This is a genomic window from Streptomyces sp. NPDC051561, from assembly GCF_044454195.1.
In the GTDB taxonomy this organism is placed as follows: Bacteria; Actinomycetota; Actinomycetes; order Streptomycetales; family Streptomycetaceae; genus Streptomyces.
This window is the reverse complement of record NZ_JBITDM010000011.1, coordinates 35,317-51,262: the sequence shown is the minus strand read 5'-3', so window position 1 is coordinate 51,262 and position 15,946 is coordinate 35,317. Positions and strand designations below refer to the sequence as shown.

The window sequence follows — 15,946 nt, the reverse complement described above, 5'->3', positions numbered from 1 at the left end:
CATGACTGCTCAGGAGAACGCCGCGAACGAGGCCCCCGCCAAGGCGCCGAACGCCGGTAAGAAGGCCAAGGACCTCAACGAGGTCATCCGCTACACCCTGTGGTCCGTCTTCAAGCTGCGCGACGTGCTGCCGGAGGACCGCGACGGCTACGCCGACGAGGTCCAGGCGCTCTTCGACAAGCTCGCCGCCGAGGACGTCACCGTCCGTGGCACCTACGACGTCTCCGGCCTGCGCGCCGACGCGGACCTGATGATCTGGTGGCACGCGGAGACCGCGGACGAGCTGCAGACCGCGTACAACCTCTTCCGCCGCACCAAGCTCGGCCGCGCCCTGGAGCCGGTCTGGTCGAACATGGCGCTGCACCGCCCCGCCGAGTTCAACAAGTCGCACATCCCGGCGTTCCTGGCCGACGAGAACCCGCGCGACTACGTCTCGGTGTACCCGTTCGTGCGCTCCTACGACTGGTACCTGCTGCCCGACGAGGACCGTCGCCGGATGCTCAAGGACCACGGCATGATGGCCCGCGGCTACCCCGACGTGCGCGCCAACACCGTCGCCTCGTTCTCGCTGGGCGACTACGAGTGGCTGCTGGCCTTCGAGGCCGACGAGCTCTACCGCATCGTCGACCTGATGCGTCACCTGCGCGCCTCCGAGGCCCGGATGCACGTCCGCGAGGAGGTGCCCTTCTACACCGGGCGCCGCAAGAGCGTGGCGGACCTGGTGGCCCAGCTGGCGTAAGCGCCCGCGCACAAGTCACCCCGCGCGTACGGTTTTCCGTAGGACTCGTACGGTTACGCGTACTACGCAAGGCGAACCGCGCAGGGCGTACAGCAGAAGACTTGGTGGCGGGGACGGGGACCATGGGTGCGTGGTCCCCGCCTCCCGCCACCCCAGCCCGGAAGATCAGACGGCGGCCGGCATCCTCTTGGGGACGGCCCTGTCCAGCGACACCGGGTTCGGCTCCCGGTGCGGCGCGCAGGCAGCGCGCCGCACCGGTGTTCTACCGGTCAGCAGGTACGTCTCCAGGTGCGTGTTGACGCAGGCGTTCGCGCCGCCCGCGATGCCGTGCGTACCGGCGTCCTTCTCGGTGATCAGCACCGAGCCCGCCAGCCGCTTCTGGAGTTCCAGGGCGCCCTTGTACGGGGTCGCCGCGTCCCGCTCGGCGGCCAGGATCAGTGTCGGGGGCAGTGCGCCCTTCGCCGCCCGGACCTCGACCGGACGCTGCCGGGGCGCGCTCCAGTACGCGCACGGCAGGTTCATCCACGCGTTGTCCCAGGTCTCGAACGGGGCGCGCTTGGCGAGTTTGGTGTTGTCGCGGTCCCAGGTGGCGAAGTCGGTCGGCCACGGGGCGTCGTTGCACTCGACGGCGGTGTAGACGGCGGTGCCGTTCTCGTCGTCCTTGGCCGCCTCCGGGCGGGGCGAGGCCATGTCGATCAGTGGCTTGGGGTTGCCCTTGCGGTACTCGGCCAGCGCGGTGGCGCGCTGCGCCCACACGTCGTCGTAGTAACCGGCCGTGAGGTACGCCGCCTGGAGCTGGCCGGGGCCGACCACGCCGCCGGCCGGCCGGTGGGACAGCTCGGCGCGGATCCGGGCGTAACTGTGCGCGACCTGCTCGGGTGTGGAGCCCAGCCGGTACACCTTGTCGTGCTTGGCGACCCAGGTGCGGAAGTCCTCCCAGCGGTCCTCGAAGGCGGCGGACTGGGTGAGGTTGTTCTCGTACCAGATCTGGCCGGGGTCGGGGTTGACCGCCGAGTCGAAGACCATCCGGCGCACGTGCGAGGGGTAGAGCGTGGCGTACAGCGCGCCGAAGTAGGTGCCGTAGGAGGCGCCGATGAAGTTGAGGCTCGGCTCGCCGAGGGCGGCCCGCAGGACTTCCAGGTCACGGACGTTGTTGAGCGAGTGGTAGTGGCGCAGCGCCTCGCCCGCGTTGCGCGCGCAGCCCCGGGCATAGGTCTTGGCGCGGGCGATCCGTTCCTTCTTGTACGAGGCGGAGGGGTGCGACGGGGCCTGGGTGGGGGCCTGGGCGAAGTCGGCGGGGTCCATGCAGGAGAGCGGGGCGCTGCGGCCCACCCCGCGCGGGGAGTAGCCCACCAGGTCGTACGCCGCCGCGGCCTTCGTCCACTCGGGGAGCCGGGAGACCAGCGGGAAGTACATGCTGGAGGCGCCGGGGCCGCCGGGGTTGAAGACCAGGGCGCCCTGGCGGGGGGTGGCCGTGGCCTTTCCGGACGACTTGCCGTTTCCGGTGGTCCTGCCCGTGGCCTTCAGGCGGCTGACGGTCAGTTCGATCTGCTTGCCGTGCGGCTTGGCGTAGTCGAGCGGGACCTTGACCGTGCCGCACCGGATCGGGTCGGGCAGGTCCTCCGAGGCGGGGCACTTCTCGAACTTGATGCCCTGGGCGAGGGCCCGTCCGGCGGCGAGAGCGGTGCCGTGCGCCTCGGGGGAGGGGGCCCGGGAGGCGGGATCGGCGGGGGCGGTCAGGCTGCCCGCGGGGGCCGCGGCGAGGGCGGACAGGACCAGGGAGCCGAGGGTGGTGGCGGCTCCGTACAGCGCTAGTGCTCTCATCGCGATCCCTTGCTGGTGCGGCGGCCACAGCCGTGGCGGATAAAAGGGATAATTGGCAAGGTAGTTGACGATGTAAAGCACCTGTGTGCGGTGTCGGGGTCATTGACCCCGATGCGCCAGGGGCTGACGGCCGCGCGGCCCGGCGAGCGCGGAGCGCAGCTGCGGATCGGGTATCGCCCGTACGCCACGGACGGCGACCGCGGCGAGCAGTGCCTGCTCCGGACCCGCGTCGGGGTCCGGTCCACGCGACAGGGCGCGCAGCAGCTGCTGCCCGGAGAGGGACGCCCAGCGGGTGTACGGGTGGACCTCGACGCGGGCGATGGCGAGCGCGCCCAACGTCAGTACCAGTGGCAGCGAGAACCAGAGCGCCGCCGCGTCCCGCTCCTCGGGATCCTGCGGCAGTACGAGGACGGAGACGACCCCCAGCACCAGGGTGAGCAGCGTCGCGCCGCGCACCGCCCGGACCCCGGCGGACAGCGCCCGGCGGGAGTTCGCGGGAACGGCCAGCCCGCTCGCCACCAACCGTTCCGCGAGCACCCGCACGGCGTCCGCCTCCGCCACCGCCCTGCGCACCTCGGCGGTGCGCGACTGCCCGCCGGGTCCGGCCGCGCCGATCACGGCACGCTCCAGGGCGTCCTCGCCGTGCGGCGCGACCACGGTGGTCCAGCCGGTGTGGGCCAGCATCAGCCGGCGGCGGGTGTGCAGGGTGAGGAGCGTCAGATCGGCGACCCGGCCGGGGCCGCCGGAGAGGAAGGCGGCCTCGGGAAGCGTCAACGCGTCCTCGGTGAACGGGACATCGGCGAGGGTGTCGGCGCACGCCTGCGCGGCGAGGCACAGCCGGGCGCAGGCGGCGATGACCGCGACCCAGGAGACGAGGAGGAACAGGACCCAGAACATGCCGGATTCTGATGCGGGGTCCGGGCCCTGCGCTATGGCGTGTCCATGATGTGGGCGGGGTGTTGTCGATCTGTGACCGGGGGCGGGGGGAACTGTGGGGTGGTGGGGGTTTTGCGAGGCCAGGGGCTCGGGCAGGGTGAGCTGGAGGTGACGCCTACGGACCGGGCCGTGAGGTCAGGAGCTGCCACCGCCTCCACCGCAACTGCTTCCGCCGCCCCCTCCGCAACTGGAACCGGAGCTGCTGCCTCCGCAGCTGCTGCCGCTCGAACCCCCGCAGCCGCCGCCGGAGCCGCAGCCACCTCCACCGCCGCCCGAGCAGCCGCCGGAGCCGCACGAGGAGGAGGCGCCGCAGGCCGTGCCCGCGCCGCCGCCCGGGACCGAACCGGCGCACCACATGACGGGGACCAGGACGGGGGCGGCCTGCGACGACGACGAGGTGTGCACGAGGTCGGGGCGCTGACGCAGGGCGATGCGGAGCTGGTCGCGCAGGTCGGGGTCGGTCAGGCTGCGGATGCCGTTGACCGCGACCTGCTGCTCCGGTGAACCCGCCACGGAGGGGTCGGTGCGGTGGGCGAGCAGGGCGTTGCGGCCCGCGACGCTGACCCGGTGGTTGGCCTGGGCGGCCACCACGAAACCGGCCGCCGCACCGCCGAGCAGTGCGGGAATCGTCCCCAGCGCGAAGGGAATCCGCTCCAGGAAGTCGCTGGGGGAACCGGCGGCGGTCTGGAGGGCGAAGGTGACGAAGACCAGGACGGGGAGGACGGTCAGGCAGACCACTGCCTGGACCAGGCCCCAGCGGCGCCAGCCGCGGGCCCCGCCCGGTGGCAGCAGCAGCCCGCGCGCGGCGAGCCCGTCACCGACCTCCTGGACGGCGGGGTGGCGCATCACCGCGTAACGCAGCTGGTGCAGCGCCCCGTTGGGCGCCGCGTCGCACTCCTGGAGCACCGCGCGCTCCACCGGGTCCCGGGCCGTCCGGTACCGCACGACGACGATGCCCGGTCCGCCGACGGCCAGCCGCCCGTCCGTGTGCAGGGCGGTCAGCGCGGTGTCCACGACGCGGCCGGGGCCGCCGGCCAGGAAGGCGGCCTCCATGACGTCGTGCACGGCGGCGGGGCGGCCGCCGCTGAGGCGGCTGCGGGACCGGGAGAGGGTGACCAGCAGGATTATGCTGGAGAGACCTACGGCGCAGTAGAGCAGGACGAGGAGGACGGCGTTCATACGGGCTTCGCCTCCTGGGTGGTGTTCCGGTCCTGAGGCGTGGAGTGCCGGTTTTGGTGACCGATGTGCGGCTCCTGGCGGGACGGTGTGCCGCTCGGCCTGCCCCGGCGGGGCAGGCCGCGGACGGTTGCCGCGCGGGCGGCGCGCAGCAGGCGGGTGGCGCGGGTCGGCGGGCGGGCCGAGGCGCGGTCCTGCCACCAGTGGGTGAGGGCGCGGCGGGCCGTCGGGTCGAGAGTGCCGTGTACGAGGGTGTGTTCGGCGAAGTCGAGGGCGTCGCGGCGGTAGCCGGAACGGAGGGGGCGGGAGAGGGCGTACCCGAAGAAGGCCTTCCGGTAGTCCTCGCCGAGGATCCGGGGCAGTTCGGGGGCGACCTTGGCGACGATGCCGGCGCGCTTGGCGGTGAGCGCGCGGGACTGGACGCGCAGGCGCGGGCCGTCGAAGCCCTCGGGGACGGGGGCGCCGGAGACCAGGGCGGCCAGGAGGGCGGTCTGGGCCAGGGCGAGGCGTTGGCGGGTGGGGGCTTCCTGTGCGGGTGTCTGTGCCTGTGCGGGTGGGTTGGACGCGGGGTGGTGGGGGTGCCGGGGTGCGGTGGTCGCCCGCGCGGCCCCTCGTGCTTCCGGCGGGGTGGGGGTGGCGCTGGAGATCTCGACGGTGGACCGGATCAGGTCCAGTTCGGCCGCCAGTACCTCCGGTGCGGGGAAGTTCTCGTCGCGTTCCAGCAGGACGCCGGGTGGGGAGACGCGGGAGCGGAGCTCGGAGAGGACGTCCAGGACGGGGCGGGTGACCGGGTGGGCGTGGGTGTCGTGCCAGACGCCGTCGCGTTCGATGCCGCCTGCCACGTGGACGTAGGCGATGGCCTCGACGGGGAGCTCGTCGAGTGCCTTGGCGGGGTCCTCGCCGCGGTTGACGTGGTTGGTGTGCAGATTGGCGACGTCGATGAGCAGACGTACGCCGGTGCGCTCGACCAGTTCGGCCAGGAACTGGCCCTCCGTCAGCTCCTCGCCGGGCCAGTTGATCAGCGCCGCGATGTTCTCCAGGGCGAGCGGCACCGGCAGCTGGTCCTGGGCGATCCGGACGTTCTCGCACAGCACGTCCAGCGCGTCCCAGGTGCGGGGGACGGGCAGCAGGTGGCCCGCCTCCAGGACCGGGGAGGCCGTCTGCGTGCCACCCGCCCGTACGAACGCGATGTGCTCGGTGACCAGCGGCGCCCCCAGCGCCTGGGCCCGCGCCGCCAGGTCCGCCAGCCGTCCGGCGTCGGGGCGGTCCGCGCCGCCGATGCCCAGCGAGACGCCGTGCGGGATCACCAGGGTGCCGCGGGACCGCAGCCGCAGCAGTGACTCGGGGAGGTGGCCGGGGCAGATGTTCTCCGCGACCACCTCCACCCAGTCGACGCCGGGCAGCGCCTCGATCGTGTCCGCGATCTCCGGGCGCCAGCCGATGCCGACACCGAGCCGCGGGACCCGGTGGCCGCCGGCCGAGGCCCGCGGCAGGGCCGGTGCCTGGGCCTGTGGCGAGGCCGGTGCCGGGGCCTGCGGAAAAGGCTGCGTCGAGGTCTGCTGCGTGCGCTGGTCCATCTCGTCCCCCTGTTCGTGCTGTGCAGGGGTAATGGCCCCGGCGTGCGGTGGTGAACCCACCCGGTGGGACGTTCAGAGGTTGATTTGAGGTTCCCGGACCGTCGCTGGACCGAAGTCCACGGCTGGGCGCCGGACCGGAGCCTATGGCTGGGTGACCGGGTTGCCGATATCGCCCGCCGGCGGTGCGGACGGCAGTGAGGTGAAGTCCTGGGTGCCGGTCGGCGAGGCCGGGAGGGGGGCCGGGACCCGCGATCCGGGCACCGGCGGGGGTGGTCCGGTGGGGCTGGCGGTCGCCCCGCCCGCCGCCTCGTTGGCGATCGCGTCGAAGTCGACCAGGCCGGTTGCTTCGAGCATGGTGATGTGGTCCAGGACGGTCTGGTTGGAGGCGTCCGCGAGCTGGCGGATCAGCGCGTTGCGGGTGCTGTTGCGGACCTGGGCGATCACCGCGAAGACCTTGCCGTGCGCCCGCCGCAGCAGGTTCGCGAAGAGACGCTCGTACGTCGGCCCCGAGGACGCCGTCAACTGACGCAACCAGCCCTGCTGTTCCTCGGTCGGCTGGTTCGGCAGCTCGATGCCCAGCTGGGCGGCCACCGTACGGGCCCGCGCGTCCAGATCGGTGTGACCGACCACGAGGTGGTCCCCGGCCGCCTTCACCGACTGGCTCGGCGCCCGCTCGATGGCCTGCTGCCCGGCCGGGAGTTCCCAGAGCCCGGCCAGCCGTACCTTCACCAGCAGGTCCCGGTCGGCCGCCGACAGCGGCCCCCACTTGGTGGCGACGGTCGACGCCGCCAGGTTGGCCTGGCCGGTGCCGGAGCGGTCGGCGTACGACCAGACCGGGAAGGCGAGCGCGGCCAGGGTGGCGACCAGCGCGGTGATGATGAGTGCGGTGCCGTTGACGCGCCGTAACAGGGCGAAGGCGGCACCGGACATGGAGGTGGACATGGACAAGATCGCTCCCGGACCCTTTGCTTCGTGCCGGGGCGCCCGGTTCTCTGAGTCTCCGGGCGCCCCTCGTACCGTGCCGACTCCATCGCCAAGTGCCTTGATCGTTCAGGAGCTTGGACGCATTCATGGGTACGTGTGATGCACCTGACGTGTTCAACCGGTGGATACGGTCAACCTCGGCCAAGCAACTCCGGGCCGGTATCTCCTTGTGGTACCAAAACCCGGCAGGCCAGGATGACCCGTATGAAGAGCGATCTTTTTGCGGCAGAGAACATGGCCCAGCCGGCGCACACCCCCGGCATGACCCTCCAGAACGCCAAGTCGGTGAAGTACGCCGTCAACGGTGAGATGCACGCCCGGCAGGGCGCGATGATCGCCTACCGAGGCAACCTCCAGTTCGAGCGCAAGGGGCAGGGCATAGGCGGCATGCTCAAGCGGGCCGTCACCGGCGAGGGCCTGCCGCTGATGGCGGTGCGCGGCCAGGGTGAGGCGTGGTTCGCGCACGAGGCGCAGAACTGCTTCATCGTCGACATCGAGCAGGGCGACGCGCTCACCGTCAACGGCCGCAACGTCCTGTGCTTCGACCCCACCCTCAGCTACGAGATAAAGATGGTGAAGGGCGCCGGCATGACCGGCGGCGGCCTCTTCAACAGCCTCTTCACCGGTTACGGCAGGCTCGCGGTCGTCTGCGACGGCACCCCGCTGGTCATCCCGGTCACCGGGCAGCTGCCGGTGTACGTCGACACGGACGCGGTGGTCGGCTGGAGCGCCCAGCTCAACACCTCGCTGCACCGCTCGCAGTCGGTGGGCTCGATGATCCGCGGCGGCTCCGGCGAGGCGGTGCAGCTGATGCTCCAGGGCGAGGGGTTCGTGATCGTACGTCCCAGCGAGCTGACCCAGCCGAAGGCGACGGCGAACTGAAACTCATCGGCGTAGGACGACGCTACGGTCTGAGCGGGGACTGGGTGCTCCGCTCGGTCGGCCTGGAACTCCACCCGGGTTCCCTGGTGCGCTTCCAGGGCGCCAACGGCACAGGAAAGTCGACCCTGTTGAGGGTGCTCGCGGGAATCGACGCGCCGACCGAGGGGCAGGTGGACGGCCGCCCGTCCCGGGTCGGGTACGTCCCCGAACGCTTCCCCGGCGGCCTCCCCTTCACCGCCCTCCGCTACCTCACCCACCTCGGCCGCATCCACGGCCTCGGGCGCACGGAGGCCAGGGCGCGGGCGGGGGAGTGGCTTGAGCGATTCGGGGCGTCGGGTCATGCGCGGACCCCGGTCTCCGAGCTGTCGAAGGGCACGGCACAGAAGGTCGCAGTGGCCCAAGCGCTGCTGGCGGCACCGGAGTTGCTGGTACTGGACGAGGCGTGGACCGGACTAGACGAGGCGGCGCGGGGCGAGCTGGACAGGGCGGTGGCCGAGCGGGTCGCGGCCGGGGCGACGGTGACCTTCGTCGACCACGACCCGCAGCGGCTGGCCGGAGTGGTGGACGTGACGTACCGGGTGGAGGGGGCACATGTCGTGCCCGTCAACTCGGCTGCCGAGACGGCGAACCCGGGCCCGCTGGTACGGATCGTCGCCGCCGGGCCGGCGCTCCCCGCCGGGCTCCCCGGGGCGCCCTCGGCCGCGCCCGGCCCCGACGGCACCACGGTGCTGACCGTGGCGGCCGTCCACTCCGACGGCGTACTGCGCGGCCTGCTCGGCGCTCAACCCCCTTGGCATGTAAGGGAGGTGGCCGCCCTGGACGACGTAACCCGGTCCGAGGACCGCCGGCCCAAAACCTGCCTCCAGCCTGACGAGAAGGAACGGGAACAAGTGTGACCGCGCTCCTCCGCTACCAACTCTCCCTGCTCGCGAGGTCGCAGCGGTGGCTGGCGCCTGCCCTCCTCTATGCGGCGTTCCTCGCCATCGGCGTCCAGGGCGGGCAGCCGATCCTCGACTCGCTCGGCTACGGAGCCGCCGTCCTGCTGCCCGTCGCGGCCTGGCTGGTGCGGGTCTGCGTGACCAATGAACCCCCGGCCGCCCGGCACTGCGCAGCGGCCGCCACCTCCCCGGGCCGCGCCCATCTCGCCGCCCTGCTCACCGCTTTCGGATGCACGGCGGCGCTGGGTGTGTTCGGCACCGGACTCGTGGTGGCGATCAGCAAGTGGTCCGACACCGGGGACACCGTCCGGATCTCCCCACTGTCCGCCGCCGGAGCAGGCCTCCTCGCCGTCCTCATCTGCGCACTCCTCGGCGCGGCCGTCGGCGTGCTCTGCAACTGGCCACTGCTGCGCGGCACCGGCTGGGGCGTCACGCTCACCGCGCTGGGTGCCCTGCTCACCCTGGTCACCGCGGGCTCACCGGCCCGCAGTGCCGTCACGGGCCTGGTCACCGGTTCGCACAGCGGGACGGTGCCGCTGCCCCTGCTCCCCCTGCTGCTCGCGACGGTCATCGCCGGGGCGGCGGGCGCCGTGGCGTGCACGCTCTCCTCGCGCCGCGCCTGAACGCCGCTGCGCCCGGACATCGCACTCCGGCACCCCCCGCCCCCGTCCTACCGCCGCTGCGCGATCAGCTCCGACACCTTCACGAACCGGTACCCCTTCTTCCGGAGCTCCGGCACGATCCGCCTGATCGCCCGCTCGGTTGTCGGCGCCGCACTGCGCGTGCAGTGCATGACGACGAGCGACCCCGGCCGCACCCCGGCCAGGACCTGTTCCGCCACCGCGTCCGCGTCCGTCGCGAAGGCATCCCCGCTGATCACGTCCCACTGCACCGCCGTCACCTCGGCCGGTCCGAGGTTGCGCAGCGCCCGGTCGTCGTAGCACCCGCCGGGGAAGCGGAAGTACGGCACCACATTGCGCGCCCCCGCCTTGCGGAACGCCGCGAACGCCCGGTCCACGTCCGCGCGCATCTTCTCCGGGGCGACCCTCGGCAAGCCGTAGCAGTCCGCCTTGAAGGCGTGGTGACTGTAGGAGTGGTTGGCGATCTCGAACAGCGGATCCGACCCGATCGCCCGCGCCTGGTCCGGGTACTCCTCGGCCCAGCGCCCGGTCATGAACACGGTCGACGGCACCTTGAACCGCCGCAGCGAGGCGATCAGCTGCGGATTGTCGAACCGCTCGCCGCCCGCCGCCCGCGCCCCCTGATCGGAGGTCATGTCCGCGTCGAAGGTCAGCGCCACCACCTTCTCCCTGACCCCCTTCCTGGCCCGCTCGAAGACGGGGGTCAGCCCCCCGGGGCCGGCGGCGACGGTGGGAGGAGCGGTCGGCGAGGCCGATCCCCGGGGCTCGCCGGGCTTCTGCGGAACGGGCGACTTCTCCGGTACGGAGGCGGAGGGCGCCCGGCGCAGCTCGGCACCGCCGTCCCCGTCACGGCTCCCCGCCCCGCATCCGGTCAGGACCGCACCTAGTACCGTCACCGCGAGCATTCGACGTACAAAAATGGTCACTAACGGAAAGTATCTGATCAACCGCGAAGGGTCGGACATCGGCACGTCCCCCGTCCGGCGGTGAATACTCTCCGGATGACCTCACTCCCCCTCCCGGGCACGGACCTCGCCGTCCGCCGCGCCACCGCCCGCGACGCCAGACATCTCACCCGCCTCGTCCGCACCTCCCGCGCCTACGAGGCCCCGTACGAGTCGATGGTCGCCGGCTACCGGGTCGGCCCGGACTACATCGAGACCCACGAGGTCCATGTGGCCGTCTCCGCCGACGGCACGGTCCTGGGCTTCTACGCGCTGCTCCTCGACCCGCCCGAGCTGGACCTGATGTTCGTCGCCGACTCCGCCCAGGGCCTGGGCATCGGCCGCCACCTGATCACCCACCTCAAGGCCCGCGCCCGCGAGGCGGGCATCGAGGAGGTGCGGGTCGTCTCCCACCCGCCGTCGGAGGGCTTCTACCGCAGCGTGGGCGCGGTCCCGGTGGGAACGGTCCCGGCGAACCCGCCCGCGGTGCGGTGGGACCGGCCGGAGCTCAGCATTCCGATCCTGTGAGACACCGGCTCCGACGTCAGGGGGCCTCCAAAAGCCTCCGCCGGCACTCCTCGATGTCGAAGTCCGCCTTCGGGTACTGCGGATCGAGGGCCTCCAGATGCTCGCGGAGGAGGTTGCTGATGGCCCAGTTGCGGTACCACTTGCGGTCGGCGGGGACCAGGTACCAGGGGGCCGCGGGGGTCGAGCAGCGCTGCAGGGCCAGCTCGTAGGCCTCCTGGTAGGCAGGCCACAGGGCGCGTTCCTCGATGTCGCCCGGGTTGAACTTCCAGTACTTCTCGGGGTTGTCGAGGCGTTCCAGAAGGCGGCGCTTCTGCTGCTCGTGACTGACGTGCAGGAAGACCTTGACGATCGTGACGCCGCTTTCCGTCAGGGTCCTCTCGAAGTTGTTGATCTGGTCGTAGCGGCGCTCGATCTCCTCGGGCGGGGCGAGCGAGCGGACCCGGCCGATCAGCACGTCCTCGTAGTGCGAGCGGTCGAAGATGCCGATCTCGCCGGCCTCCGGGAGGGCCTTGGTGATGCGCCAGAGGAAGGAGTGGGAGCGTTCTTCCTCGGTGGGGGCCTTGAAGGCGCGGATGCGACAGCCGGAGGGGTTGAAGTGGCCGATGACATGCTTGACCGTGCCGCCCTTGCCGCTGGTGTCCATGCCCTGGAGGACCAGGAGGACGCGGCGGGTGTCACCGGCGGTGCTCGCCGCGTAGAGACGTTCCTGGAGGTCGGCGAGGCGGGGGCCGATGGCGGTGGTGGCGGCCACCCCCGCTGCCTTCTCCCGCGGGCCCACGGGGGTGGCGTCCGCGGCGTACGAGGAGAGGGTGACGGGGGCGGCGGGGGCAAGGCGCAGGGCGTCACGCACGCGGAGTGGGTCGGGGAGCGGCGGCCGCGTCGACGGCGTGCTGCTCGCCCGCGCGGGCTTCGGCTCCTTCGCCGTCCCGCGGCCCTTCTCCTCCCCGCTCTCCTCCCCCCTCTTCTCCTGCTTCCGCTCCCGCTGCTGTGCGCGCTTCGACTCGCTCTTCTGCCCGGACTTCTCGGCCACCGCGTACCCCATCAGAATCGGTCGGGTCGGATCCCTCGGATTCCCCGATCGTGCTCCGATTCCCGCCGGTGCGCGACTGCTGGCGCACACCCGTGTGGTGGAAGAGCAGATTGAGCAGGAACGCGGCGCACGCGGCGCCGGTGATGCCGCTGCCGAGGATGATCCGCACCCAGGACGGGAAGCCGTCGTAGACCCCCTCCACGAATTCCGGGAGCAGCCCGATACCCAGGGCGACGGCGGCGACGGTGAGATTGCGGTGGTCATCGAGATCGACCCGGCGCAGGGTGTTGACGCCGACCATGGTGACGGTGGCGAACAGCATCAGGCCCGCCGCGCCGATCACCGGTCCCGGCAGTGCCGCCACCAGTTCGCCGAGCCGGGGCACCAGGCCGAGCAGCACCAGCATGCCGCCGGCCACCGCGGTGACGTACCGGCTGGAGACACCCGTCATCCGGATCAGGCCGACGTTCTGGGTGAAGACGGTGTCCATGAAGGAGTTCATCGCGCCGCCCAGCACGCCCGAGAGGCCGTCGGCGGCCAGTCCCCGTGCCAGGTCCTTGTCGGAGACGGTACGTCCGGTGCTCTCGCCCACCGCCATCATCGTCGCCGTCGACTCGGTGAAGATCACCAGCATCACGACGCACATCGAGATCACCGCGGACGGCGGGAACTGCGGCGCCCCGAAGTGGAAGGGCGCGGTCAGCCCGAACCAGTCCGCGCCCGCCGCGCCCGCGAAGTCGGTGAGCCCGAGCGGTATCGCGACCAGCGTGCCCAGTACCAGGGCGAGCAGGATGCCCACCTGGCTCAGGAAGCCACGGGCGAAGCGGGAGAAGAGAACGATCACCACGATGACTCCGGCGGCCAGCGCGAGCCGGGCGGGCGAGGCGTAGTCGGCGGCCCTGTGGTCGTTGCCGGTGATCAGGACGCCCGCGACATCGAGCAGCGACAGTCCGATGACCACGATGACGACGCCGCTGACCAGCGGCGGGAAGAACCGCACCAGCCGGGCGAACGGCACCGCGATCAGCAGCCCGAAGAGCCCGGCCGCGAGCATCGACCCGTACACGGCCTGCATGCCGTACTCGCCGTGAATCATGATCATCGGGATGACCGAGGAGAAGGTGGCGCCGGTGACGATCGGCAGCCGGATACCGAGGACCTTCCCGACGCCCAGGCTCTGCACCAGCGTGATCAGACCGGCCACCAGCAGATCCGCGTTGATGAGGAGCCCGATGGTGGCCCGGTCCAGACCGGCCGCCGCGCCGAAGACCAGCGGCACGGTGACGCAGCCGGTGTACATGATCAGCACGTGCTGGAAGCCGAAGGCGGCCAGTTTCCCGAAGCGCGGGCGGCGGTCGACCGGGTGGAGCGCGGGCGGCGCGGCGGGCGGCGGTGCGACAGGCGTGCGGGACGACGGTTGTGCCATGGCGGGATGCCCTCCGGGGACGGTGCGGCGGATGGAGAGCATTGACGCAGCCGCTCTTTGAGGGCGTGCGGCGGCGGGGTTACGTCGGTGTTACTGGCACGAGTAAGCGAATGGGGGTGAGTGGGCGGAAGGGGCGGTACGCGAGGGGCCGCCCCCGGCGCACACGTTGTCCCGTGCACGTCGCCGGGGGCGACCGAAGCCCTGCGTCAGCGCGTGTCCCAGTCCAGTCCGGTCCAGCCGGACGAGCTCAGCCGACCCGGCTCAGTCGTCCCACGGGCCCGTCACCGCGAAAGTCGTCCCCGGTGTATAGCAGTTGAGGTACATCGTCGACTCGTCCGGGGAGAAGGTGACGCCCGCGAACTCGCCCCACTCCGGCTTCTCCGGCGTACCGATGTTCTGCCGGCCGCGAGCCATCGCGTACACCTTGCCGCGCCTGCTCAGCCCGTACACGTGCTGCGCGCCGTCGCCGTCCTCGCACACCATCAGACCGCCGCTGGGGGCGAGGCAGATGTTGTCCGGGGACTCGCCGGGGAGCTGGATGTCGGTCGACGGGCCGAAGACGACGACCAGGGTGAGACGGCGGTGGCGCGGCTCGTACTTCCACACCTGACCGAAGTGGTCGCGGGCCGAGCCCTCCTTGGACCGGGCGAAGCTGGAGACGAAGTAGACGCAGTCGTCGCCCCAGTAGCAGCCCTCCAGCTTCTGGGCGTGAGTGATGCCCTTCTTGCCGAAGTCCTGGAGCCGGATGGGTGTTTCCTTGGCGAGCGGGTCCGGGACCGGCACCCACTCCACCCCGCCGAAGCACTTCCCGGTCTCGTGCACGGCCGACAGGTCCGGCACGCCCGGAACCCGCATCGCCTCCAGCTCGCCCCCGGCCCGCAGCGAACCGACGCCGCCGTGCGGCTTCTTGGGGAGGAAGCGGTAGAAGAGGCCGAAGGGGCGGTCGAACGCGTCCTCCGTCTCGTACACGATCCCGCTCCTCGGGTCGATGGCGATCGCCTCGTGCTGGAAGCGGCCCATCGCGGTGAGCGGGACCGCCCCCGTGCGGTGCGGGTCGGACGGGTCGACCTCGAAGATGAAGCCGTGGTCCTTGGTGTAGCCGTTGCTGCCTGCCTTGTCCTCGTTCTCCTCGCAGGTGAGCCAGGTTCCCCAAGGGGTGGGCCCGCCCGCACAGTTGACCGCGGTGCCGGCGACGCCGACGCGCTCCTCCAGGACGTTGTTGCGGCCGTCCAGGGTGAGTGCGGTGCAGCCGCCCTTGGCGGCGGGGTCGTAGGTGAGACCCGGCACGGTGGGGACGCCGAGCTTGGCGGACATCCGGTTCTCGTGGTTACGGACCAGATGGACGCGGCCCCGCTTGCCTCTGAGGGCGGTCATGCCGTCGTGGTTGCTCGGCACCTTGCCCTCGCCGGAGCGCAGCGGGTCGCCCTCGCGGGAGAGCACCTTGTAGCGAAAGCCCTTGGGGAGGTCGAGCAGCCCCTTGGGGTCGGGCACCAGGGGCCCGTACCCGGCCCGGTGGTGGCCCCCACCGCCGCGGGGTGCGGCCAGTGCCGTACCCGCGAAGACTTCGGAGAGGGCGCCGGTGAAGGCGATTCCCGCGCCCAACGCGCCCGTACGGGCCAGGACCTGACGCCTGGAGGCGTCGGCGGGAGAGGTGACGGACGTGTCCTGCTCGCTTGCGGAACGCTCTTGTGCAGACATGGGTAACTCCCTGTTGGCGGACAGGAATGTGACCCGCACGTGTGTACCACGCAACTGATGACACGTGAACCGGTCGCGCAGGAAACGTGCGGGTCACCCTGCCACAGAGCCTCGGTCCGAGGCGCTCAACAGGCCCGGGTATCAGACGGATTCGACCGTCAGCGTGATGGTCGTGCCGGTCAGTGCCTGGCTCACCGGGCAGTTCTTCTTGGCGTCCTCGGCGGCGGCCCTGAAGCCGTCGGCGTCCAGGCCCGGGACCTCGCCGCGCACGGTGAGGTGGATGCCGGTGATGCCCTCGCCGGGCTGGAAGGTGACGTCCGCCTTGGTCTCCAGGCGGGTGGGCGGGGTGCCCGCTCCGGTCAGCCCGTGCGACAGCGCCATCGAGAAGCAGCTGGAGTGGGCGGCGGCGATCAGCTCCTCGGGGCTGGTCCTCCCGTTCGCCTTCTCAGCGCGCGAGGGCCAGGAAACGGCCTGGTCGGCGATGCCGGAGGAGTCGAACGAGACGGTGCCGGAGCCCTTGAGGAGCTCGCCTTCCCAGACGGTGTGTGCGGTACGGACGGTGGCCATGACGGCGGTCCCTTCAGCAGTGGTCGGGTGGTGCGACAGACCGGGGCGTTTCCTCC

General features: G+C 71.7%; 15 protein-coding genes. 5 read left to right on the top strand and 10 right to left on the bottom strand.

All coding sequences use genetic code 11. The annotated features are described in order from the left end of the window. Position 1: 1 nt before the first annotated feature. A complete protein-coding gene (gene hemQ, locus ACIA73_RS23830) occupies positions 2 to 739 on the top strand; it encodes a hydrogen peroxide-dependent heme synthase (protein ID WP_399440682.1) in 738 nt (245 codons plus the stop codon). Between the two features lie 165 nt (positions 740 to 904). On the opposite strand, the gene ACIA73_RS23825 is transcribed toward hemQ, so the two are convergent. From ACIA73_RS23825 to ACIA73_RS23805, 5 genes are all read right to left on the bottom strand, one after another. Further along, complete coding sequence (locus ACIA73_RS23825) at positions 905 to 2,563, bottom strand: alpha/beta hydrolase (protein ID WP_399440681.1); 1,659 nt, start codon at positions 2,561 to 2,563, stop codon at positions 905 to 907. 99 nt (positions 2,564 to 2,662) lie between these two features. Beyond that, positions 2,663 to 3,460: a TIGR04222 domain-containing membrane protein gene (locus ACIA73_RS23820; protein ID WP_399440680.1), complete on the bottom strand. Its 798-nt coding sequence runs from the start codon at positions 3,458 to 3,460 to the stop codon at positions 2,663 to 2,665. A gap of 174 nt (positions 3,461 to 3,634) precedes the next feature. Then, a complete protein-coding gene (locus ACIA73_RS23815; protein WP_399440679.1) occupies positions 3,635 to 4,678 on the bottom strand; it encodes a TIGR04222 domain-containing membrane protein in 1,044 nt (347 codons plus the stop codon). Then, on the bottom strand, positions 4,675 to 6,252 hold the full coding sequence (locus ACIA73_RS23810) for a DUF692 domain-containing protein (protein WP_399440678.1): 1,578 nt from the start codon (positions 6,250 to 6,252) through the stop codon (positions 4,675 to 4,677). The genes ACIA73_RS23815 and ACIA73_RS23810 overlap by 4 nt, the downstream gene beginning before the upstream one ends. A 141-nt stretch (positions 6,253 to 6,393) precedes the next feature. Further along, a complete protein-coding gene (locus tag ACIA73_RS23805) occupies positions 6,394 to 7,194 on the bottom strand; it encodes a DUF4142 domain-containing protein (protein WP_399440677.1) in 801 nt (266 codons plus the stop codon). A 246-nt stretch (positions 7,195 to 7,440) separates the two neighbouring features. Between ACIA73_RS23805 and ACIA73_RS23800 the strand changes: the two genes are divergently transcribed. Genes ACIA73_RS23800 through ACIA73_RS23790 form a run of 3 tightly spaced genes read left to right on the top strand, consistent with a single transcriptional unit; the run spans position 7,441 to position 9,679 of the window. After that, positions 7,441 to 8,118 carry an AIM24 family protein gene (locus tag ACIA73_RS23800; RefSeq protein WP_399440676.1) on the top strand — a complete coding sequence of 226 codons (678 nt, stop codon included), beginning with the start codon at positions 7,441 to 7,443 and terminating at the stop codon, positions 8,116 to 8,118. A 44-nt stretch (positions 8,119 to 8,162) separates the two neighbouring features. Next, a complete protein-coding gene (locus tag ACIA73_RS23795) occupies positions 8,163 to 9,014 on the top strand; it encodes an ATP-binding cassette domain-containing protein (RefSeq protein ID WP_399440675.1) in 852 nt (283 codons plus the stop codon). After that, positions 9,011 to 9,679, top strand: coding sequence for an ABC transporter (locus tag ACIA73_RS23790; RefSeq protein WP_399440674.1), 669 nt, complete (start codon positions 9,011 to 9,013; stop codon positions 9,677 to 9,679). The genes ACIA73_RS23795 and ACIA73_RS23790 overlap by 4 nt, the downstream gene beginning before the upstream one ends. A gap of 47 nt (positions 9,680 to 9,726) precedes the next feature. On the opposite strand, the gene ACIA73_RS23785 is transcribed toward ACIA73_RS23790, so the two are convergent. Further along, entirely contained in the window at positions 9,727 to 10,602 is an 876-nt protein-coding gene (locus ACIA73_RS23785; protein ID WP_399440848.1) for a polysaccharide deacetylase family protein, read from the bottom strand. A gap of 96 nt (positions 10,603 to 10,698) precedes the next feature. On the opposite strand from ACIA73_RS23785, the gene ACIA73_RS23780 reads away from it, so the two are divergent. Then, on the top strand, positions 10,699 to 11,169 hold the full coding sequence (locus ACIA73_RS23780; protein WP_399440673.1) for a GNAT family N-acetyltransferase: 471 nt from the start codon (positions 10,699 to 10,701) through the stop codon (positions 11,167 to 11,169). Positions 11,170 to 11,185: 16 nt separating this feature from the next. Here ACIA73_RS23780 and ACIA73_RS23775 read toward each other — a convergent pair whose 3' ends face one another. The 4 genes from ACIA73_RS23775 to ACIA73_RS23760 all read right to left on the bottom strand — a co-directional run bounded on the left by ACIA73_RS23775 (position 11,186) and on the right by ACIA73_RS23760 (position 15,890). Beyond that, a complete protein-coding gene (locus ACIA73_RS23775; RefSeq protein ID WP_399440672.1) occupies positions 11,186 to 12,019 on the bottom strand; it encodes a polyphosphate kinase 2 family protein in 834 nt (277 codons plus the stop codon). Next, positions 12,012 to 13,625, bottom strand: coding sequence for a nucleobase:cation symporter-2 family protein (locus tag ACIA73_RS23770; protein WP_399440671.1), 1,614 nt, complete (start codon positions 13,623 to 13,625; stop codon positions 12,012 to 12,014). The genes ACIA73_RS23775 and ACIA73_RS23770 overlap by 8 nt, the downstream gene beginning before the upstream one ends. Before the next feature lie 261 nt (positions 13,626 to 13,886). After that, complete coding sequence (locus ACIA73_RS23765) at positions 13,887 to 15,323, bottom strand: alkaline phosphatase PhoX (RefSeq protein ID WP_399440670.1); 1,437 nt, start codon at positions 15,321 to 15,323, stop codon at positions 13,887 to 13,889. Between the two features lie 141 nt (positions 15,324 to 15,464). Beyond that, a complete protein-coding gene (locus tag ACIA73_RS23760) occupies positions 15,465 to 15,890 on the bottom strand; it encodes an OsmC family protein (protein ID WP_399440669.1) in 426 nt (141 codons plus the stop codon). Positions 15,891 to 15,946 lie beyond the last annotated feature (56 nt).

Excerpts from the sequence above, each read along its gene's own strand:
- ACIA73_RS23815 (WP_399440679.1), bottom strand. The coding sequence starts at position 4,678 with ATGAACGCCGTCCTCCTCGTCCTGCTCTACTGCGCCGTAGGTCTCTCC.
- hemQ (WP_399440682.1), top strand. The coding sequence starts at position 2 with ATGACTGCTCAGGAGAACGCCGCGAACGAGGCCCCCGCCAAGGCGCCG.
- ACIA73_RS23765 (WP_399440670.1), bottom strand. The coding sequence starts at position 15,323 with ATGTCTGCACAAGAGCGTTCCGCAAGCGAGCAGGACACGTCCGTCACC.
- ACIA73_RS23805 (WP_399440677.1), bottom strand. The coding sequence starts at position 7,194 with ATGTCCACCTCCATGTCCGGTGCCGCCTTCGCCCTGTTACGGCGCGTC.
- ACIA73_RS23785 (WP_399440848.1), bottom strand. The coding sequence starts at position 10,602 with ATGCTCGCGGTGACGGTACTAGGTGCGGTCCTGACCGGATGCGGGGCG.
- ACIA73_RS23810 (WP_399440678.1), bottom strand. The coding sequence starts at position 6,252 with ATGGACCAGCGCACGCAGCAGACCTCGACGCAGCCTTTTCCGCAGGCC.
- ACIA73_RS23760 (WP_399440669.1), bottom strand. The coding sequence starts at position 15,890 with ATGGCCACCGTCCGTACCGCACACACCGTCTGGGAAGGCGAGCTCCTC.
- ACIA73_RS23820 (WP_399440680.1), bottom strand. The coding sequence starts at position 3,460 with ATGTTCTGGGTCCTGTTCCTCCTCGTCTCCTGGGTCGCGGTCATCGCC.
- ACIA73_RS23800 (WP_399440676.1), top strand. The coding sequence starts at position 7,441 with ATGAAGAGCGATCTTTTTGCGGCAGAGAACATGGCCCAGCCGGCGCAC.
- ACIA73_RS23825 (WP_399440681.1), bottom strand. The coding sequence starts at position 2,563 with ATGAGAGCACTAGCGCTGTACGGAGCCGCCACCACCCTCGGCTCCCTG.
- ACIA73_RS23770 (WP_399440671.1), bottom strand. The coding sequence starts at position 13,625 with ATGGCACAACCGTCGTCCCGCACGCCTGTCGCACCGCCGCCCGCCGCG.
- ACIA73_RS23780 (WP_399440673.1), top strand. The coding sequence starts at position 10,699 with ATGACCTCACTCCCCCTCCCGGGCACGGACCTCGCCGTCCGCCGCGCC.